At 47.8% G+C, this 19,946-nt stretch carries 18 protein-coding genes; 3 read left to right on the plus strand and 15 right to left on the minus strand.

The window, feature by feature from the left end; genetic code table 11:
* Positions 1-164 precede the first annotated feature (164 nt).
* The 3 genes from L3V30_RS21045 to L3V30_RS21055 are packed head-to-tail and all read left to right on the plus strand — an operon-like array spanning position 165 to position 2,094.
* A complete protein-coding gene (locus L3V30_RS21045) occupies positions 165-407 on the plus strand; it encodes a hypothetical protein (protein ID WP_069497778.1) in 243 nt (80 codons plus the stop codon).
* A complete protein-coding gene (locus L3V30_RS21050) occupies positions 407-1,180 on the plus strand; it encodes a ParA family protein (RefSeq protein ID WP_213896420.1) in 774 nt (257 codons plus the stop codon). Before L3V30_RS21045 ends, L3V30_RS21050 begins: the two co-directional genes overlap by 1 nt.
* Positions 1,177-2,094, plus strand: coding sequence for a ParB/RepB/Spo0J family partition protein (locus L3V30_RS21055; protein ID WP_237309785.1), 918 nt, complete (start codon positions 1,177-1,179; stop codon positions 2,092-2,094). The genes L3V30_RS21050 and L3V30_RS21055 overlap by 4 nt, the downstream gene beginning before the upstream one ends.
* A gap of 21 nt (positions 2,095-2,115) precedes the next feature.
* Here L3V30_RS21055 and L3V30_RS21060 read toward each other — a convergent pair whose 3' ends face one another.
* The 15 genes from L3V30_RS21060 to L3V30_RS21125 all read right to left on the minus strand — a co-directional run bounded on the left by L3V30_RS21060 (position 2,116) and on the right by L3V30_RS21125 (position 19,945).
* Positions 2,116-2,448, minus strand: coding sequence for a hypothetical protein (locus L3V30_RS21060; protein ID WP_213986476.1), 333 nt, complete (start codon positions 2,446-2,448; stop codon positions 2,116-2,118).
* A 96-nt stretch (positions 2,449-2,544) separates the two neighbouring features.
* Positions 2,545-3,954, minus strand: coding sequence for a hypothetical protein (locus L3V30_RS21065; protein ID WP_237309787.1), 1,410 nt, complete (start codon positions 3,952-3,954; stop codon positions 2,545-2,547).
* A 65-nt stretch (positions 3,955-4,019) separates the two neighbouring features.
* Entirely contained in the window at positions 4,020-4,142 is a 123-nt protein-coding gene (locus L3V30_RS23990) for a hypothetical protein (RefSeq protein WP_256011401.1), read from the minus strand.
* Between the two features lie 85 nt (positions 4,143-4,227).
* The gene (locus tag L3V30_RS21070) at positions 4,228-4,932 is read right to left on the minus strand and encodes a hypothetical protein (protein ID WP_237309789.1); all 705 of its coding nucleotides are present in this window, start codon (positions 4,930-4,932) and stop codon (positions 4,228-4,230) included.
* A gap of 47 nt (positions 4,933-4,979) precedes the next feature.
* Complete coding sequence (locus L3V30_RS21075) at positions 4,980-9,773, minus strand: hypothetical protein (RefSeq protein WP_237309791.1); 4,794 nt, start codon at positions 9,771-9,773, stop codon at positions 4,980-4,982.
* Positions 9,770-10,396, minus strand: coding sequence for a hypothetical protein (locus tag L3V30_RS21080; RefSeq protein ID WP_237309793.1), 627 nt, complete (start codon positions 10,394-10,396; stop codon positions 9,770-9,772). The genes L3V30_RS21075 and L3V30_RS21080 overlap by 4 nt, the downstream gene beginning before the upstream one ends.
* Positions 10,389-10,802 (minus strand): hypothetical protein, encoded by a 414-nt coding sequence (locus L3V30_RS21085; RefSeq protein ID WP_069497785.1) that lies wholly within the window; start codon positions 10,800-10,802, stop codon positions 10,389-10,391. The genes L3V30_RS21080 and L3V30_RS21085 overlap by 8 nt, the downstream gene beginning before the upstream one ends.
* Complete coding sequence (locus L3V30_RS21090) at positions 10,799-11,122, minus strand: hypothetical protein (protein WP_140051868.1); 324 nt, start codon at positions 11,120-11,122, stop codon at positions 10,799-10,801. Before L3V30_RS21090 ends, L3V30_RS21085 begins: the two co-directional genes overlap by 4 nt.
* A 393-nt stretch (positions 11,123-11,515) precedes the next feature.
* Entirely contained in the window at positions 11,516-14,161 is a 2,646-nt protein-coding gene (locus L3V30_RS21095; RefSeq protein WP_237309795.1) for a hypothetical protein, read from the minus strand.
* A gap of 97 nt (positions 14,162-14,258) precedes the next feature.
* Positions 14,259-15,377, minus strand: coding sequence for a hypothetical protein (locus L3V30_RS21100; RefSeq protein WP_237309797.1), 1,119 nt, complete (start codon positions 15,375-15,377; stop codon positions 14,259-14,261).
* A gap of 72 nt (positions 15,378-15,449) precedes the next feature.
* Positions 15,450-16,709, minus strand: coding sequence for a hypothetical protein (locus L3V30_RS21105; protein WP_237309799.1), 1,260 nt, complete (start codon positions 16,707-16,709; stop codon positions 15,450-15,452).
* Positions 16,709-17,170, minus strand: coding sequence for a hypothetical protein (locus tag L3V30_RS21110; protein ID WP_158157462.1), 462 nt, complete (start codon positions 17,168-17,170; stop codon positions 16,709-16,711). The genes L3V30_RS21105 and L3V30_RS21110 overlap by 1 nt, the downstream gene beginning before the upstream one ends.
* Positions 17,171-17,227: 57 nt before the next feature.
* Complete coding sequence (locus tag L3V30_RS21115) at positions 17,228-18,067, minus strand: hypothetical protein (protein ID WP_237309800.1); 840 nt, start codon at positions 18,065-18,067, stop codon at positions 17,228-17,230.
* A gap of 133 nt (positions 18,068-18,200) precedes the next feature.
* The gene (locus tag L3V30_RS21120) at positions 18,201-19,601 is read right to left on the minus strand and encodes a hypothetical protein (RefSeq protein WP_237309803.1); all 1,401 of its coding nucleotides are present in this window, start codon (positions 19,599-19,601) and stop codon (positions 18,201-18,203) included.
* Positions 19,598-19,945, minus strand: a complete 348-nt coding sequence (locus L3V30_RS21125) for a hypothetical protein (RefSeq protein ID WP_025505259.1) — start codon at positions 19,943-19,945, stop codon at positions 19,598-19,600. The genes L3V30_RS21120 and L3V30_RS21125 overlap by 4 nt, the downstream gene beginning before the upstream one ends.
* Position 19,946 lies beyond the last annotated feature (1 nt).

The following is a 19,946-nucleotide window of genomic DNA, read 5'->3' on the forward strand; positions in this document are numbered from 1 at the left end:
CGCATGCGAAAACTCTCGGAATCAATCTCACATTTTTCTCAAAGTTCTCGCATGCGAAAACTTGTGCAATCGGTTCTGTTTGTTCACTTTTTCGCTTGTGCTGTTGCTTCTGGCAACGTATAGTGTAACCCCGTTGCCAGTGACAACAATTAAGAGGCGTTGATATGGCATCCAAGGAACGATGCGAAAGACTAATTCAATTAGTCGAGAAAGCAGGAAGTACCAGAAAAGCCAAGCTGCTTATTGATGGCGTTAAGGGAGTAAGCCCTTGTCACACTGCCATCTACAAAGCCATGAATGGCGGCGGTACGACCGACTATGTGGTTCAGTGCTATATCGATGATCTTGAAACAGCACTGAGCAAACCAAAACAGCAAACAAACTCCACCAGCAAAGGAAATCATTAATGAGCACTATCATGGCGATTGCCAACCAAAAAGGCGGCGTAGGTAAAACAACTTGTACTTACAACTTTGGCATTAGCATCGCTAACCAAGGCAAGAAATGTCTATTCCTGGACTTTGACCCGCAAAACAACTTGGGCGGCTCTATTGCACCAGAAATGGTCGAGAATTCAGAGTACACATCTGCGAGCTGCCTACACAACGCTTACAACCTTTTCGAAAATCCAGTAAAGGCTAAGCCTTTTGTAGTAAGCGAAAACGTACACGTTATTGGCGGCGATAAGCGCATGGGTAACATTACTCAATCACAAATCTTAAACGTGGCTGAGTCTATCGACCTTATCAAAGACGACTACGACTATATCTTTATCGACTGTCCACCAGCGGCGAACGCGCTACAGCATGCAGCGCTACTTGTGGCCAGTAAGCTACTTATCATTAGCCAAGCACAAAAAATGTCGATCAAAGGCGTTAATGAGCTGGTTAAGACCTCGCGCCAAATCCGTCGAATGAACCCTGACTTGGAAGTGTTAGGCATTGTCCTAAACCTTATCGAAGCCAATATCACAAACGACCAGCGCGAACAGGAAGCGGAACTTCGTAAAGAGTACGGCAACCTAGTTTTTGAAAACAAACTGATTAAAACAACGCGCGTAAGTGAAGCTCTAAACCAAGGCAAAGCACTGATTGAAACCAACCCTAAAGCGGCTGAGAAATTCGGCTTTACAGCGGTTTGTGATGAACTTTGCAAGCGCATGGTAGAGGTGACAGCATGACCAAAAGCTTAAGAGATCGAATCAAGCTTAGCGACCTAGATAATCTCTTGGATGAATCAGCGGTAGAAATCCGCGATGCAGCGAAAGTGCTGGCTATCCCTAAAGACTCTTTGTATTCAGTTGAGCAAGTTCGTGAAGAATTTAACGATGAATCACTACTTGAATTGTGCGAAAGCCTAGAAGAAAACGGCCAAATTCAACCTGTCGTTGTTTACCCGTTCGATGGCAAGGGATACAAAATCCAAGAGGGTGAACGCCGTTGGCGCGCCGCTATGTTGAGCGACAAGCTGACTCACGTTGAATGTATTGTCCGTGAAAAGGGCGATATTTTTGGCCAGCTCATTGAAAACATCCAACGTGAAGATTTAACGCCAATCGAATTGGGTAAGGCGTTTGACCAAGCTAAGAAAAAGCACAGTCTGGATAACCGTGGCTTGGCTAAGCGCCTTGGCAAATCAGACGGCTACATTTCGAAATACCTAAATGTGCTTAAAGCCCCTGACTTTGTTTTGGAAGCATTCCAAAAAGGGATTATTGGTGATGTGGAGTCCATCAACGAACTACGCAAAGCAACCATCGATAACTCTGAGCGCGTTCGTGAAGCGCTGGAAAGCGGCGAGAAGCTAACACGCCAAGATTGTGTAAAACTGCGTACTGGCGAGCTAGATAGCGAGGTGGAAGTTACCCCTAAACCTAGCGAACCCGAGAAAGCAGAAAAGACCGATAAGACACCAGTAAGCAAAAAGCCTACGGCCAACCAAAAGCCTACCAGCATTTGTGTCATGGTTAATGGTCGTCATGGTTTGGTGTTCGCATCTGGTAAGCATAGCGACAAGCTAACGGTACTGTTTGATGATGGCGAACTTGAGCAAGTGCCAGTTGGTGAAGCTCAATTAGTTGGGTATCGTGTGTAAAGTTCTCGCATGCGAAAACTTTTAAAGCGGGTGGCTGATAGGCTGCCCGTTTTTCGTTAAGACGTAGTACCCGCCGTCACGGTACACGCCAACCAAATAGTGATCGAGCGGCACGTCTTGCCAGCCAAACAGCCCTAGTTCGTCATCGCAGTAAGCGACGATATTCACCAGCTTCACCTTTTGGACATGCAGTAGATAGATATTATCTAGCGCCCCTTTAAATGGTCTGTAGATATACTCGCCATCTTTCCTTAAAGCGGGGATCTCATTCCCTGCGACTGAATGGCCATCGGCAACGCCGTCTTCGTTTATGTCGATTAGCCCGTAGTGATAACGATGCCTGATAGTAAACATCCCCTACTCCCTTAAATGCAAAAACGCCAGATTTGACAATTAAATCTGGCGTTTTTGTCGTGTCTTCTAGCTTGTCACAGGCTTGGAAGCCTAGACCTATTTTATAGCGGCATAATGAATTCTTGCAAGTTCGTCCGGTCGCAGAACAGACTCGAACATAAAGCCTGTTTGTACGCCCTCGTTTTCCAGCTCTTGATTCACTCGCCCAAGAATATCGATAAGTGATGCACTACCGCCGCCGAACATATCCCCTAGCGCTTGGCCTTGGTGAAGCAGCTCACTATTGATTGCCTCGGCCATTGTCTTAAAGGCCAGTGTCATGCGTTTTGCGCTTCGGTTATTGGCAGCAATGAATCTCGCCAGCGCTTCGGCCTCGGGATCGTTGTCGCCAAACAAACCGGACTGAGCTAATAGTTCGTCAATGTGCTGGCCGGATTCTTTTGCCTGTCTTACCAGCTCGGTTGCTTGCACCAATGAGTCAAGTGCTGACTTAGCGAGGTCAGGTTGTGAAGCGTTAATTTCCACGGCCTCTGCCAGCGTTCCAGACGTGTTTTTGTGTACTTCCCCGCTAAGGTATTGCATCTCAACAAACGCGCTTGCTGCGCCGTTTAGCGCGCTCAAAATGTTGCGAATTTCGGGATCGGCTTCCTCGGCTACCAGCTTCACCAACTTCTCGTTTTTGTACGCCTTGGCAAACACGGCATTTTGCATACGCTCAATCAGTTGCTTGGTTGGTCGGCCATCTTCGGTCAGTAGTCCGGCGGTTGAGTTATCCCCAATTTCGGTTAGGAAGCTGTTTATAAATCCTTGGTTGGATTTGGCCAAAAGGTTGCCTGTTTCGCTCGGTTGGAACAGGGCAATCATGCGGTCATCGATGCGCTCTGCGTCAACCCAAGCTGTCTCGGCTGCGCTCATTTGTTGCAAGTCAGAGAGGTTGGAATCTCGGGCAAACTTAGCGCGGTTAACTTGGGTAACACGTTCTCGAACCAACACTGGTTCGCGCATGCTCTCAACTTTCTCCGGTGATAGGTCGAAGCGCTCCGCATTGTCGATTAGGAACTGGCGGTACTTTTCAGCCTTGCCCTCTCTATACGCTTTGATGATAGCGATGGTTCGACCGTTCCCCGACTCCACCACATTATCTGCACCAACAATCGGTGCGCCGTGGCTAGATAGTCCAGAATCCGTTAATTGTTGTGGGCGCAAATCGTTGGCCATTTTTGAGATCTGCAATTTTGAGGATACGCGAGTACGGTCGCGCGGTTGCAGCTCTTGTGGGAAATTCGGATTGATTCGACCGTCCAAATCGTTCGATGGAATAAGGTCGCTGGCTTCTACTACTTTAAAGCCTGTTTCTACTTCGTCGCCTTTTGCTGTCACCACGTAGCTGGTGCGACCTAGCTTGGGTTTTGGATTGTCTGTTGCGTACAGTTGAACAATCTCGGCTAGGTCATTGATGTTTTTTGCCTCTTTGATTTCGGCGTTAATTGATGTGAGTTGATTCAATTTGACCGCTCCGGTTTGGAGTGGCGAGTTCTCGCATGCGAAAACTTTTGGGACAGGGAAAAGGATTAAAGGCTCTTAAGCAATGCGAAAAGCGCCTTAGCGTAGTTGTGGCGCTCACTGGCTGCCAGTGCAAGGTTTAAAGATTGCTTGTAGTAATAATCTGCTCGGATTTTAGTTAAAACATTCATTGTCGTTTTCTCAAGTTCTCTGAAAAGTTTTCGCATGCGAAAACTATATCGAACGGGATTCTTTAAAGTTCTCGCATGCGAAAACTTAAGCGGCCAGTTTGTCAGGATTGTGCTCGAACCATTCAATCGCTTTTTGCTTGATGCTATCTAGCTCCAAGCCCTCTGAGTGAACGTCTCGCATTACATCAACAAACACCGATGGTTTGGCGTTATTAAACTCGCCAGCAAGGAATCTCGCAACTAGATCGCTTTGCTCAACTGGACGTTCGCCATTGTCGCGCTCATTCTGCTCGATGTGCTTCGTAAGAGTCTTGATAGCCTTGTTACGGTCAGCGCGCGACCAGCTACCAAAGCCACCATTTTTCTTAGCTGAACCCGCATCGTTTTTCCAGTAGTCCAAACCTCGCGCGATATGCCCCTTGTAGCCAAACTGGAAGCTTTCGCCATCTTTGTACACAACGTAGTTATCGCCCTTTTCAACCACTTGGTAGTTAGGGAAAAACGCCATTTCGTATTCGTACCAGTTAGGCAGAAATAGCACTTCATTGAGCTTTTCAATCTTATCGGAGCGGCCTAACTTGGAAAATTCTTCTACCGATATTGGCTCATCTGAACTTGATACCGGTTCCTGCTCAACCTTTTGGTTAGCGCCAGTCAGTTTATTAAGAATTTCCACCAGCTCACGGTTCTTTTTGATGCGTTCACCAATCGATAGCTGGCCACTCTTAAGCTCTTTCAACAAACCCGCAGCATCGCGGTTGAGCGTCATTTTTTCTCTTAAGCTTAACACTTGATTCTCTCCGGTTTAGGCCGCCGATGTGGCGGCCTTGGTTGTGATTAGATTTGCGCTTGGATCATGCTGGTGATGTTGCTTAGAGCGGCATCCATCAACGCTTCATTCTCTGCCACTTGGTCGTTAGCTTCGAAGTAGGCGTAAGCTTGTTCTAGTGCGGTTTGGAGCTCATCAACCAATTCCGGCGTAGGTTCACCAGTGAAATCTCGGATTTCTTTTAGTTTCTCTACATGTTCCATTTCTTCGTTATTACCCTCTGTTTCAGATTGAGGCGCTTCACTACTTAGATTGAACGCTTTCACTAATAACGCTTCCATTTCCGCTGTATCGTCAAATTCACCGATCAAGTCATTGCCTTGGTATAGCGCGAACTTGTACTCGCCATCTTTAGCGATTGGGTAAATATCAACGTAGCGTTCGTTTAGCCATGAACGCACGGTTAGCGGAGCGTACACGTTCGCTGGTACAGAGCCATTTACTGAATGGATACCAGCCGCAACGCTTGGTTGTGCCAATGCGCCTTTTTCGTTGTAGTAGGTATCCGCAGATTGCCAGCCCTTAATCGTCTCAAGCTGAGCTTTCGCTTTTTCGCTTAAGTCGGTCGCTAGAATGTCGAATAGAACGTCTAGGCTGTAAGTTAGTCCGTCCTCATCTTTCGCATTAATCGACTTCACTCGGCCTGTTGGGAATATCACTTCCTGTTTACCAAGTTTTAGCTCTAGGTTGGTAAAGGCTTCTAGCTGCTCAAGTGCTTTCGCTTCTTCTTCGTCTAGGCTTTCACGGAATGAGTTAACGTCTAGTACGTCATCCTCTGCCTGTTCGCCTTGCTGGTGAATTTCAGTTAGAGACGCGAGCTCTACCACTTTGCGCTCTTTACCAAAATCAAAGTCCACGGTTAGGCGGCCACCAAAGAAATTGCGATCGTGGTAATCGGTCATCGTGTCGCTGTTGTTGTAGTCGTATTGGCCTACATAAGCGTTAACGAACTCGATCAGCTGATCTACTGCTTCGGTATAACGGCTCATACCGTGTGGCGTTGGCGAGTTAGGGTTATCAATCTCGAACTGTAGGTAAGCTGGATTGTAGAGCATGACGTTTCTTGGCAAGTCAGTCAGCGTTAGATCTAGTGTGCCGTAGCGAGGCTTGCGCACTGAGATTTTAACGTCATTGCTGATTTTGCCAGCTTTCTTAAGTTGAGCGATAAAGGCGCGGATTCGCTTAGCGATTTCACCCGTATCTCGAATGCCCTCGCTCTCATAGATTGAGCCAAATGAATATTGAGTTGGGTCTAGTGCGAGAAGTTGTTTTTCTTCCTCGGATGCACCCTTGCTCACTTCATCTGCTGTGTCAGATTCTACGGCGTTCTTAGCACCCAATAGCTCAAGCAGTTTGTTAGCACCGTCAACCGTTAGGTAGCTGCGAGAATTGGTGTTAGCGACAAAGCGTAGCTCTTTGCCCTTGCTCGATTTCGCAGAGAAGAAACTGTAGCCAAATGTGTTTTCCATTTGGTTCTCTTGTTCTTCGGTTAGCGCAATGCCGTTAATCTTGCCGTCATCGTCCACCTTGGCCAGTAGCTTGTCGGCGTTCTCGCGTAGTGTTGGGCGCGAGTGAAGCGAACCTGAGCCGTTAATGGCCAGCGTTGAATACAATGATTCAAAGCCGTTGATTGTGGTGAACATAGCCGGACTGACAGGCTCAAGTGGTGCGCTGTATTCCGTCTCTGCAATTTGCTCAAGCGTTTTGCCGTCCTTAAGCATGTTAAAGATTGCAATAGTGCTTTCTTTCACTGCTTGGTCGTTTAGTTGAGTCGCTTTTTGCTGTGCTGCTGCGCCCTCTAGGCCAGTTTCTAGCACCTTGCCTGTGTACGTATCGATAACGCTAAAGTCAGCTTGGCCAATAGTGCCTACTGGTGCGTAGCGCTTCTCGCGTGTCGCCTTGAATTGGCCTTTGTGGTTCAAGTCAGGCAATGCAGCAAGGCTAGGGAAGCCACGGCTTTCGTATTCCGCTTCGATAGCTTTTGTGTACCACAATGGCATGACTGAGTTATGGATAGCGCGCGCCATCTGTTCGTTGTCGATCTGCTCATCGTTATCCAAGTATCTAAAGCCATGAACAGCTAGGATGTCTTGGTTGGTTACACTCGCCATTGCGTAGTGCTGAGCAAAGAGCTCATCTGAACTTAGTTCGGATAGGTCAGGGTAGCTACCGTCATCGATCGCCTTAATGAAGCGCTCAACTTTTTGGTAGTCCTCGCCTTGGTCTGCCATTGCCGGAATGACGGTTTCACCTTTTGCCTTGGTGTAAGCTACGTCACCCTCATGGTAAACCGTAGTCGCGCTAAACGCTTTTTCTACGTCATCCAGTGCCAACGCTTCGCCGTTCTCAAACTTCTCGTATAGGTCGCCACGTAGCGCGCGTAGGTCGAACATTTTCGCCGTTGCGCTAAAGAATCCGTCACGGTAGTTCAAGATAGCTTGCAGTAGGTCAGCACGTTTCGCACGGCGGTTAAATGGGATGCGATGAGCCGTTAGGAAATCAGTGATCTCTTTACGGTTCTTAAACTGCGCTTCCAATGACGCTAGGGTTTCACCTTGTAGTGATTCCACTAGGTGCGCTTGTTCTGAAATGCGCTTAGCTTGGTCATCCACTTTCTCGCCACGTTTTAGCGTTTTGCCAGTGCCTAGCGTTAGGTCAGCCAGCATAACGAGACGTTTGCGATCGCTTGGGCTCACTGACTGCATATCCTTAAGTTTGGATAGGGCAGTTTCTTGGAAGCGCATGCGGCCTTGCGTGTGTTCTGCTTGGCGTTGCAATTCAGCATCGCTTTGAACCAGCATTAGGTCTTCGGCAATCTCTTGAATCATTTCCGGTGTCACAAGGTCAATCGATGCGCTCCATAGCTTGTACGCTTTTGGATTTTCCTTGCGGTTCTTCATTTCCGGTTGCTGGCGTAGCTGCTTAGCGAACGCTGCTTTGAAGCCCACTTGTTTTAGGGTATCGAGCGTAGACTGAGGAATTTCATCAACGCCTTTGTCCTCAACCCATTGGTCTAGCGCTTCGGTTGCGATGCGCTCCGCTTCCTCTAGGTCGCCCTCAACCATGCCAAATAGCGGCTCTAGGTCAAAGTTGCTTACTAGCTCTGGTGGCAGTTTTTGGTCATAAGCGATCGCGCCGTGGCGAATGCCATTACCAGCGTCAGCGAATTGCTCTTGAGCCGATTCTGGATCGAGGTACTTAACCACTTGATGTTGTGGCGGCGTTGTACCCAAGCCATAAGGGCGTAGACGTAGGCCATACCAGAATAGGTTAGCTGTGGTTTCGTCTTTGTCTTGGTCGTTCGCGTTTGGCTCGTCGTTCTCAATTGGTTGCGGTTCTTCGTTGCTGTCATCGGTATCTTGAAGCAACTTAGATTCACGGTCGTAGTCAGCCAGAATAAGCGATTTAGCTGCTTCCCAACCTTGTAGATCGTCACCACCAGCAAGCGGTGAACCCTCGCCGTAAGTGACAGCTAAGGTTTGGTTATCGCGCGCGTGGATCATGTACTGGCCAAAGCTATCATCGTCGTTCGCGTCAGGCGATTCGAAGTAGACAAACGGCTCGCTATCTTCGCCTTTATCCATCTTCCAGCCCTTAGCAATGGTCTTGCGGCCAATAAGAGCCAATAGCCATTCTTTGCGCTCGATATTCGCTTTTCGCTCGCGTTCTTCGTCTGACAACTGAGGAAAATCGTTTTCAATTGAATCACGGATGTATTCTTTAGCTTCGGCAAGCTCTGATACCGTCATAGCGCCTTTATCGAGCTCATAAATCGCATCATTGATGTACGACTCTGAATACGTGCTAGGAACGTTTTGATTTGCTGCACCTGCAAACTCTAATGAGTCTTTAAACTCTTGGCTTAGCTGCTTAACAAAGGCATCGAGATCGCCATTGAAAGCGCGTTCAATGATGAAGTCGCGTTTCTCTTGCTTAGTCCATGAAGCGTCCCATTGCTCGATCACTTGAGACGGACTGCCACCAGCGTCCACATTGGTCGCTGCTGTATTTGCTGCTGGCTTGATAGCAGCAAGCTGTTTGCGTAGTTCTTCTTGGATTTCGTTTTGGGTAGCAATCTGAGTTTTTAGGCGTTTCTCTTTCTTGGCCAGCTCATCAAGTTTCTGTTCCAAGTCTGTTGTTTCTTCGCCTAGCTGAGCGGCTTGCTCATCGAGCTCTTGTGCTTTTTGTTGCGCTTCTTCCAGTGCTTTTGCGTCAGCGTCTTTCTTGGCCTTAGCGGCGACAAATTTCTCGCTGTTGTTCTCAAGCAATTGCGCTAGCTTGTCGGTCACTTCCTTAAGAGACAAATCCATGTTGCCCTTTGGCGCGACTACGTGAGTAATATCGCGCGAGTTCATTAGGAAGCGGAACGCGATTAGCGTGTCATCTGGATTGATTTTTAGCGGATCGTTATCCGGCGCATGGAACGCAATAGAAATGCTCTGGCCATCCGAAAATGGGATTTTCACCATTTGGACAGCGACCGCACCTGATTTGCGCGGTTTACCCACTTCTACAGCTTCTACCGATAGAGTAGGGGTTTTACGTTCCAAGTGCTTACCAAATTGCTGAGCACGAAACTCAAGCTTTGACGCTTTTGATTTGAACGCCTCTAGCATCATTTGAGGCACTGGTTTGCACTGGTATAGGTAAGTGTTTTCCAAATCCTCAAGCGATAGTGCTTCTAGGATTTGGTCGGCGTTTTCACCTTGCAGTACCGCTTCGATTTGCTCCGGTGTTAGCGTTTTAGCTAGATGGTCGATGCGATCCACAATCTTGATTTGATTTTGACTGGTAAACATCATGCTTTGGCCGCCTCTAATTGCGCTTCAAGTTCCTTGGTTTCTTGCTTCTCTTGCTCTAATGCAGCTTCAAGATCGGCTACACGGCGTTGGTCTTCTTCCAACTTCGTGCGAACACTGTCCCGAGCGGCTAGGGCGTTGGTGTAATTGGATTGTGCAACCTGCTCGGCTGCCTTGGCTTCTTCCAATCGCTTAGCAATAGAACGTGTGGCTGGTTGAATGTCTGAGGTGTCTTTAACGGCCTGTGCCGCTTTGCGAGCTACTTGCTTGTCAAACTTGCTTTGGTTGCGCTCCATTAGGCGAACCATTTCACGCGCAAGCTCGCGCTCGTTCTTCACGCTTGGGATAGGCTGTTTCGTGTTGTTCAGTGTCATTTGGTAAATGTCACCCTCATCACCCACAAACAGCGTCATGGACTGGCCATTATCAAAGAACAGTTTGGCGCGTTTTACTGTCTCGCCGTCTCGTCTCGTTTTCTTGTTCGAGGCTTCTACGTCTGTAACAGTCGCACCCGCTTGTTTTAACGCAGTGATCAGACTCTTAAGGCCGCGTTCGGTCACGTTGTCAAAATCGACCACCACATAGTTGTGCGACTGGTCTAGTGCAAACTTGCTGTTGTTACGCAATTTCAAATTCCTCTGAATATGTCGTACAGGTAGGGAAGATTTTGTATAGCGGATTGATTAGGGAACAGGAGCGCTCAATCTTCACGTCCAGAATCCACTCGCCGTGTAGCTTTTCCCCTGCTTCACGTTCAAGCAATTTGCGGTCGAACGTTAGGTATTCGCTGTTATTTCCGGCGTGTGAAAAGTCGAGTTTACGTGTGCGAGTAATGACGGCTTTTGGTCGTTTCTTACTTCGCAACGAATAGGTTAATGTCCCATTCGTAATAGCTCGGTTAGATTGATAACCAAGAACGAATCGAATCACTTCGGGATCGTCCATCTGGTTTGCATGCAGTATTTTTACTGCGTTTCGTTTAAGCAAAAATCGGTCAGCAATGGCTAGGCCAATCACTGCAAATTCCATCATTTGCTTTGCCCTCCGGTATTAAAGAATCTCGCTAACGTGTGGCTAGCTAGTTTGCGGATAAAGTTAATTGAGTCTGCTCCGTTGTTAGACGCGATGAGGACAAGCGCGCTGGTGTAACCAGACTCCACACCCTCACTGTCACACAAGTAAGCGACTATCAAACCGACCACCAACGCCAGCGTTAGCTCGGTTAAAAAGTCAAGGAATCCACCAGCCAAACGTTGCTCGCGTATGCCTTGGAGATATGACCCAACACCACTGAGGACGGATAGAGCCAGAACGCTAATAGCAAAGCTCTCACCAACAACTGATACTGGCATTAAATCCCCCTTTTATATGTGTCCTGCAAAGTGTATTCGGAATGACGGCGATTGCTCAATAGACGGGCGTTACTTACTTTTTAAAGGCTATAAAATAGGGCTCGTTTAGGGGAAAAAGAGATTTATCAACGGTCTACATAAAGAAAAACCTCTCACCCAACGAGTGAGTGAGAGGTCAATCCAACCGTTTTGTCGCGCGGCAACGCGAGCAAAACATTCCATGAGGAAACAATGAGGTGAAATCTATATTTGAGAGATTTGGATTATATCCAATTTCGTTTTCGCATCAATATGCGCCAATGTTCTCGCATGCGAAAACTATATAGAACGGGATTCTTTAAAGTTCTCGCATGCGAAAACTCCCCAAAAGAAAGCCTTAAGGGGAGTGAGTTTCTATTTAGTACGTCTCCACATAGCCACATCGAAGCGTTTACCACGAACATCAAGCGTTGCACCACTTGTACCAGTCGAGTTAACGGTCACAGTACCGCTAGGTGTACCTGCTGAAACAGCGTTCGTCTTCTTAGTCAAGTTCTTATAGTCAGCACCACCATAGCGCAAATCCCCGTAACCCGATGAAGCGTTAGTAAACAACATTTCATGTTCGTGTGCAGGAAGTGCGTTACCTTTGAACGAAGCACTATGGGAGTGAGCCGGAACTGGCACGGTTGGAGTGTTAGTGCCTTTAGGTGTTGTACTTGGCGTTCCAGTTGTTGAGTACAGCGTAGCATCGTTGTCCATACGAACCCACGTACCCGGATAGCCGTATGTACTTGGGTTTGCCGTATTAAAGGTAATGATTACGTGTCCAACAGGGAACAAGTGATCCAAGATAAGCTTGGTCTTGCTAATTTCACTATCAACGTAGTCTTTACGTGTTAATGAGTGACCCGATGAGCTTTGAGGCGAACCCGCATACACATTACCGCCATATACTTCTACGTAGTTGCTTCTACGGTTTGTGTAGAGTCTAATTCGACCATCAGAGTTAGAAAGAATCTGAATACCAGCACGAATGTTAGTTGCATCATAGTAAGAGGCAAAAGCCCAATGAGCGCCTGAGCTATCACTACAACGGAGGCTATAAGCAGCTGCACCATTACCACCCCATGTAGCGTCATAAAAGTCCTTGGTTACTTTTGATGTTTTGTTTTGGTTAGTCCAATCGCCAACAGTAAAGTAACCATCGGTACGAACTACACCAACGTTACCAAAGTAAATACCAGAACTAAATTGACCACTAGGATTCAAGCGCAACCAAGTATCACCCTTAATTGCTTCTTTACCAGCTACCTTAATACCTACATCACTATGTACGTTAATACCCTTAACAAACTCAAAATGACTGTAAGAGTAAAAACCGCTTGAGGCTTCTGTCTCCATGTGACAGTAGGATGTGTTGCGTGAACCAATCCAAGTTTTCTTTGTAGAGTAATTGAGTTCTAAACCCTTTCCATCAACAGAGTTAATTGCCCCTAAGTCTTTATTGTAAGAGGTATAGCTAGTAACCATTTGCCCTTTGACAATACCCGCTGGCTCAGTCGCACCTTTGTTGCTAACGGATGGCGTAATGGCGTGACTACACATATATCGAATTAGGATGTTCACGCTGTAAGCACTGCGTGTTTTCACATAAATTGCGTAATTGTCACCGCTAGTATTCACCCAGCCAAACTCACTAAATGGCAAGCCGCTAGGATGGTCTGTGATCACTTGGCCATTTAGACCTTTAGGGTTGTCATTACTGGCTCGCAGAATCATTTGATGTCTTGACGATTGGTAGTGCAAGTTGACGTTAAAGCCAGCGCCACCAAAGAACTCAATAACCGCAGTAGAGCTTGATTGAGGCAATGTTACGTTGGCAACCAAACACCAAGAGTTGTCACTACCTAAAGAAGCGCTCACAACCTCAGTACGGTTAAATGATTCGGTAATCACCTTATGCCCTTGGACTTCCATAGGCACATTACTGGTCACTTTGCTCTTACTTACGATCAGGTTTGTAGCCGTTGAGTTGTGCGCACCACCTACACCAATTTTCACCTCGGCTTTGTCATCGGTTGAGCCGTTAGTGACATACATAATTTGGCGATTACCAATCAAACCGTAACCATCCATTTTTGTATGGTCGGTTGATGGAACAGTATTGCCAGCTCTTGTACCTTGCACTTCAACACTACGGTTGGAAGATACCGATTCTGTTGTGCTTAGTGAGCCGTATAGCGTTGTTTCACCACCTTTGCGGATCTTCAATCGACTTGAAACGTCACTCTCCACAATGTCAAATGAGCCATCGGTTTTCGTTTCCATATGGAATCGCTTACCTGCATGGCCTAAGTGAAGTTGTGAAACGTCACTTGCGCCCTCGTCGATGATTAGGCCACCAGTTAATGTACCGCCTGTCTGTTTGAGGTAGCGGCCATCGGCTTGCGCTTGTGTCATCTTCGAAGCTGCAAGGTCATACGCTTTCTTAACTGCACCTGCCGCCGCAAATTTCACGTCACTGGCATCGTTAACCGCCGCCGTGAATGCGTAGTTAGGTACGTTAGATAAGCCAACTTGAGCTTTTGTTACCTTGTGTGGGTTTGATGTGTCGGATTTGTGTTGAGCGATATTGGTTGTAATGGCCGCTACCGCATCACCTTGATCCATTAACGCATCACCTAGCTCTTTGATTGTGTCGAGCGCTTCTGCTGGCGCACCACCAATCAAAGTGCTGATACGGTCGTCGGTGTGCTTGTTCGCGTTTGTCTCTGCTTGCTCCGCTCGGTCATAAGCAGCGTTACCGCGATTTAAACCCTCAACGCCTTTGTCGTATGCCTGTTTAACAGCACCAGCGGTCGCAAGTTTGCTATTGGACGTGTCCGATACCGAGCTGGTGGCCGGATAGTTCGGTACGTTACCTAAGCCTACTTGTGCCTTTGTGACTCCGTGCGGGTTTGTTTTCTTGCTAGCATGCTCATCAACTTTCGTAGCGATTTCTTCACGAATTTTGCGAGCCGGACTACCACCAACTTGAGTCAATTTTTTTAATGCCATTCAGAAATATGCCTTTCTCAATTCATTGACTAGCAACTCCGACAAAGCGCCGGAGCCACGTTGTTAGTGGGGAAAGTAGGAAAGGAAAGGGCATGGCTTATTTGAAGCCGATAACAGTCACAATGTCGCCAGCTTGTAGCTGTTCACCGAACGTAATTGTGTTGCCAGATAGGCTCCATACACCTGCGTTTTGCATTACACCGCATACGCTTAGAACAAGAACGGCAGAGATAGTACCTGCTGGTAGAGTGACGGTAGTTGATGCCGCCTCTAGCGTAATATCAACAGTGCGGATCGCGTCTTTGATTGTTGCGGCTACGCTTGATTTGGTTGCGTACTTGCCGTCAGATTCCGCTTTGGTGTATGACGTACCACTAGCAGCTAGGCCGTTACGTGCTTCGGAAATGATTTGCGCTTTTGTTGCGTTCTCAAGTTTCGCAGCATTAGCGGCAGTTGCGCCAGCTTCTAGCGCGCCCACGTCTTCTGCGGTTAGCTCGACGTTTGCGCTTAGCGCGTGACCGTTGATAGTGCGAGTTTTTGGCACTGCATTCACAACGCGAGAGTCATTACCCTGCATCACTGTGCCAGCGGCAGTACCAAAGTCTTTGTTGAATGCTGTTTTTTTGCTAAACGCTGGTTCAGCACCTACGTCTGTAGCTTCAAGCACTACGTTACCGCGCTGGCCGTTAACAGATGAAACCGCATCTGTTGGCGTTAACAGCTCTTGCCAGTTCGCTAGTGTGCTTGCTGGTTGGCGCATAAGAACGAATGATTTACGCAGATCCGAACGGATTGCCATATCACCCTCTTGTGCTGTCAAAGCAAGCATTTCCGCTTCTGACTTAACAGGGAACGTTTCTTTAATGGCGATAGCTGGCAATTGGCCTTGTGGGATCTTACCTGAGCTATCTAGCGTAGCCACGCCGTCTGCAACGCCTTTCTTGTTGTTTGGGATGTAGTCGTGCGTGTGGCTTGCTGCTGCTGCACCCACATCTGAGTGAGTCAGAGTCACATCACCTGTTAGTGGCTTGTTATTGATAGTGCGAGAAGTAGGAACAAGGTTCGCGCGCGCTTCACTAACAACTTGAGCCTTAGTTTTGCCCTCAAGTTTCGATGCGTCTGCCGCGCGAGCACCTACTGGCAATGCGCCAACGTCTTGCGCTGTTAAGTCAGAAACGAGGCGGTTAATGCGAGTTAATTTGTTTTGTGTAGCCATAAAAGATCCAATTTATTTGTTAGTTAAAAAGGGCATTTATGGGGAATAGGTTTTGGGGAATGTAGAAACTGATTAGCCGACCAAGGTGATCTCCGTTCCTGCTGCAATTTCGTCAACAAACTGGATAACACCAGTGTCCGGCACAATGGTGTAAGCAAAGTCTTTCGATTGCTGCACACCTTGTAGGAACACAAGCTTAATCGCGCGCTCTGCAAATGCTGGCGGGATAGCGAATGTGTTCGAGGTATTAGGGAAGTGGCTATGGAATACTTCCATAGGCGAGCCAGTAGCGCCGCTATTGATGATGGATTCAAGCTTATCGATGTACTCTTGAAGCTCGGCAATGATCGTGCTTGATGTTGCCGATGGCGAACCAAGCGTAATCACCACTTCATCACCTGCCTCAAGTGGCTCGGCCACTTCGACTTCGTTCGTGTCTTTGAGGAACTGCCAAGCGCTGCCTTTGGTCTGCACAATGCCTTGAATGGACATTGAATCCACTTCTGGCACTTCATAAGGCAATGTGATTTTTGTTTCGCCGCCAACCGCAATATATGGCCAATGCTCAACCGCTTTGTTGTAGGCCGCGACCGCTTTATCGTGGACTAACTTGATCGCTTTTGCTGTGGCATACAGCTGATCGCTATCTACGTTAATCTCACTGGTTGCCGCCCAGTTGTTTACCAAGCCAAGGCCAACTTGAGCTTTGGTTACGTGGTGCGGGTTTTCACGGTCTGCGTAGTGCGCTTTAGCCTCGGCGCGCATCGCATATTGCTTGTGCGGGTCTGGATGTGAAACGTGGCCTTGTAGGTCATAGCCGCCTTGCTCACGGTCATCAAAGTTGAGGTGTTCTTGTTCCAGTTGGCTAACGCCCTCTGGCACGGTTGCACGGCACAAAATCAAATGATGATCTTCGACCGCTTCAATTGGCAGCACCTTAACTTCGGACGCTTCAATCTCGGACGCTAAATCGACTTGCTTTGTCTTTACGCCGTACTTATAGAACGCCTCAAGCACTACGTATGACGTAGCACCCGCCGGAATTTCCACATCAATATCGTGCTGCTGGCGAACGGTTAGGATGTAGTCGTCACGCTCAACCAGCGCCACGCCAAATTGTTCACCACTGCTCACACGCAGTTTCATTCCACCAGCCGGAGCACATTCAAAACCACGGAAAATACCAGCGCGAACGATGCCGTAAAATTTGCGGTTTAAGCTGTTACTGGCCAGTGGCTCTAGGTACTGCGTATCGGTGATAAGCGGTAGCGCTTGCCAGTCCGTTAGCAGTGGTGGAATGATGATTGTTTCTTCGAAGTTTGGGCGACTCATTACGCACCAACCTGCGCCACTCTAGCGCTATCAGTGCGAGCCGTGTTGATCACGATTTCAATCGATAGGCCACGGTCTGAGTAAATCCAAACTGGTTGCGTGACAGCCACCAGAATTAGGCCGCCACTTGCATCTTTCACGCCCACGCAAGAGAACTGGTGTTGTTCATCTTCTGCTAGCGTACCCGCTGGCAAGTTTGCCGTGATCACGATGTTGCCATTCACATAAGCATAGTTGGCCTTAGAACGGTAAAACACGTTTTCAATGGTTTTCTTGTCCAGTGGAATAGGCATGCAGCTAGGCTTGCCCTCAATTTCTTGGATAAGGTCAAAACCCCATTCAAGATCGCCAAATTGGAAATAAGGCTCAGTACCATTGGTAGGCAACGACGACAAGGCGCGTTCGTCGTAATAACGGTTAAGCAGTTCACACTGCGATAGGACTACTTTTTGTGTAAGCACCTTTACGACCTCGTATAAGTCGTGGCGCTTTAATGGGACGGGGAATAGGAGTTGGGATTAATAGTACCGTCTATCAATGGAGATCGCATCCAAGGGGATAGCATCCATCCGAGGTGTACCATACATCGGGCTAACTGGACGTTCTTCCTGTGTCGTCGTTCCAGTCCGAACTAAGTCCTGTTTATAGCTTGGTGTAGATTCTATATCGGTCGTGGCCTGTTTTCCAACCGTAACATGGTCGGAATAGTGGGGAATTTCCACCATATCCATGACTTTGAACTCGATTGAGTACAATTGGCCGTCTAAAACGATGCGTAGCGGGATAAGTGGATGTACCACTCGTCTGATTTTCGCCTCGAACGCTCGAATGGCTTCCTCGGTGATACCGTCCTCTCCTGCAATGTCATTCAAAGGGATTCGAATCGCGCCTCGACTGGTCAGGAAAAAGTCACTCGGGTTTAGTCCGTTTTGCAGCTCTAACTCTGACTCGGGAACTAAGAACGTGCCGTATGGGAATCGCTCTTGGTCTACTGGTGCGTAGATTCGTTCCCACTTCACACGTAGCCCTTTAAACTCACGCGCGAGCGTAGAGATAAGCGGGTAGATGGTCTTTTTAAAGTGGATTTCGTCCTTACGCTGCATCACAACGTGCGGCAAGTCCTCATCGTCCACTTCACCTAGCGGGAAGATTTTTCGCAGCTCTCTAATATCTTCTAGCAGCGATTCTTTATCCATTTCGTACAGAGACGAACGTGCCTTAAGCTTTTCAATGTATGACTCTACGTGCGTCTCGATAGAGTCAGCGATCGCGCTTGCCAAATCCACCCAAGCCGTTTCTTTTTGACGCGCCTTGGTTAGCTGGCCAGATAGCCATTTTCTAAAGTCTCCAAATGCCATGTTTTTCGCCTTGTTGGTCTGAAAGTTTTCGCATGCGAAAACTATACAGGATAGTGTTTTCTAAAGTTCTCGCATGCGAAAACATCCGTGTTTTCCATGCTCCGTGCGAAAAAGTTCTCGCATGCGAAAACTTTTAAAGTGAGTAGTCGTAATTCAGTTGAATTGTTGACGTGCTCACATTCAAGTAGTGGTAAGTATCGATAGGGATGCGGTCAAGAATACCGACTACCTCAACCTCAAATTCCTTAATGCCTAGTGTTGTGTTGAGGTCTTGGATCACATCCCAAATCTGGTTTTTGGTAATGCGCTCATTGCGGCTCGCTTGCTTACCAAATTTCGCATCCAACGCATCGGCTAATACCTTTGTCGCCCATTCTGGATTTGAGTTTGGGTAAAGCTTACCTTTGACCGTCACGGTAAATGGCACGTCTTTGCGCTCCACCAGCTTATAGCGCTCGTTATAGCCCTCACGGCCAGCGAATAGATCTTGGATTTCCTTATTCAAAATCTCATCGGTTTTATCGGCAGAGTAAGCGCAAATAAAGATCGTATTGATGTTGCGAACGTCTGGTTTTCCAGTGAGTTTTTCCTGCTCCGCTTCGCCCCAAATAGACAACCAAGTAACACCCGAAACATTACGCTTAACAAAGGTCATGTAATCCGAGTCCCACGCAATCTGCTCGTCATAGATTGGCGAGTAAAGGGCGTTGTTTCGGATTGATTCAATGTCTTCTGGCTCTGCACCGCCGATAATGCTGGTGGACGTTTTGATTGAGAGCTGGTCTTTATAGGCGCTTTGAATACCCATATCGATAAGCTCTAAAGGCTGCGCATCGAGTAGGGTAGTCACACCATTAGTCAGCCATAGCTCAAACTCAATCACATCGCCCGTAGCTGGCGCGCGACCGTTATTGTTGTTACCAAAACGAACGCCTAGCTGGTCGGTTGGCTTGTAATATTCCATGTAGGCTTTGGATTTGCCGTCCGTATTACGAAACTTAAAAACGTGCGTCCATTGCTCGCCGTTCACGCGCACGATGATGTTATGAATGCGCTTAGTCAGCTCTTGTGGGAACGCAACGGCTAACCAGTTATGCCCCTCATCGACCGTGTAGGTCATCTTGGACACTTCGAACTGTTGAACCTCTACAGACGCGCTTTCCTGTGGCATGAGATCGATGGCTTCCATTAGCGTGTAGCGTAATTGGTTGCCAGCAACGCATTGGCTGTATTTCGGCAAAGTAACGCGATTAGTTCCGGTATTGGTCACTAGCGCACGGCCTTTTGATGGCGCTGCTTTTCGACCTACATAGCCCTCAGTTTCAGCACCCGCCAAAATGGAAGTGCGCTTAGTCGCTAACGTCAAATAAGACTCTTGTAATGCACGGCTGCTGATCGCTGCCACACGTTCAACAATCTTGGCCACAAACAAGCAAAGGTAGTCAACGAACTGCGAACCAATATGACGCGACCACCAGCTTGAGCCAGCAATCGCCTCGTTAAAGGTCTTTTTGACTTCTTCTAACTTACTCAAAACGTAATACCTCTTTCCAACGTTTGACCGTTCACAACGATCGTCAATTTGTAGGCATCGATACCGCTGACGTTTGGCTCTACGGCAATGCCGTGAACCACCGCGCCTTTCACGTCTATTGGGAGGGTTAATAGGATTGAGTTTTCGATAGCTGCTGCTGTGGTTTCGTTTACTGGTTCATGTTTGTATGCCCCTAATCTGTTGCCCCATTGCGGAGCGCCCCAAACTTGGCCTTGAGGTGTATCGAGCCATTCAGAGACGCGCGCAACGATCGCGTGTTTCTCATCGGCTACTTTTACACCGTCAATATCGACCCGTAGTAAGTAATCAATTTCTTGGCTCATC

The sequence above is a fragment of the Vibrio sp. A1-1 genome (assembly GCF_021728175.1).
Lineage (GTDB): Bacteria > Pseudomonadota > Gammaproteobacteria > Enterobacterales > Vibrionaceae > Vibrio > Vibrio diabolicus.

Coding starts and splice junctions, on each gene's coding strand:
- L3V30_RS21045 (WP_069497778.1), top strand. CDS start 165: ATGGCATCCAAGGAACGATGCGAAAGACTAATTCAATTAGTCGAGAAA.
- L3V30_RS21050 (WP_213896420.1), top strand. CDS start 407: ATGAGCACTATCATGGCGATTGCCAACCAAAAAGGCGGCGTAGGTAAA.
- L3V30_RS21055 (WP_237309785.1), top strand. CDS start 1,177: ATGACCAAAAGCTTAAGAGATCGAATCAAGCTTAGCGACCTAGATAAT.
- L3V30_RS21060 (WP_213986476.1), bottom strand. CDS start 2,448: ATGTTTACTATCAGGCATCGTTATCACTACGGGCTAATCGACATAAAC.
- L3V30_RS23990 (WP_256011401.1), bottom strand. CDS start 4,142: ATGAATGTTTTAACTAAAATCCGAGCAGATTATTACTACAAGCAATCT.
- L3V30_RS21075 (WP_237309791.1), bottom strand. CDS start 9,773: ATGATGTTTACCAGTCAAAATCAAATCAAGATTGTGGATCGCATCGAC.
- L3V30_RS21085 (WP_069497785.1), bottom strand. CDS start 10,802: ATGATGGAATTTGCAGTGATTGGCCTAGCCATTGCTGACCGATTTTTG.
- L3V30_RS21090 (WP_140051868.1), bottom strand. CDS start 11,122: ATGCCAGTATCAGTTGTTGGTGAGAGCTTTGCTATTAGCGTTCTGGCT.
- L3V30_RS21095 (WP_237309795.1), bottom strand. CDS start 14,161: ATGGCATTAAAAAAATTGACTCAAGTTGGTGGTAGTCCGGCTCGCAAA.
- L3V30_RS21100 (WP_237309797.1), bottom strand. CDS start 15,377: ATGGCTACACAAAACAAATTAACTCGCATTAACCGCCTCGTTTCTGAC.
- L3V30_RS21105 (WP_237309799.1), bottom strand. CDS start 16,709: ATGAGTCGCCCAAACTTCGAAGAAACAATCATCATTCCACCACTGCTA.
- L3V30_RS21115 (WP_237309800.1), bottom strand. CDS start 18,067: ATGGCATTTGGAGACTTTAGAAAATGGCTATCTGGCCAGCTAACCAAG.
- L3V30_RS21125 (WP_025505259.1), bottom strand. CDS start 19,945: ATGAGCCAAGAAATTGATTACTTACTACGGGTCGATATTGACGGTGTA.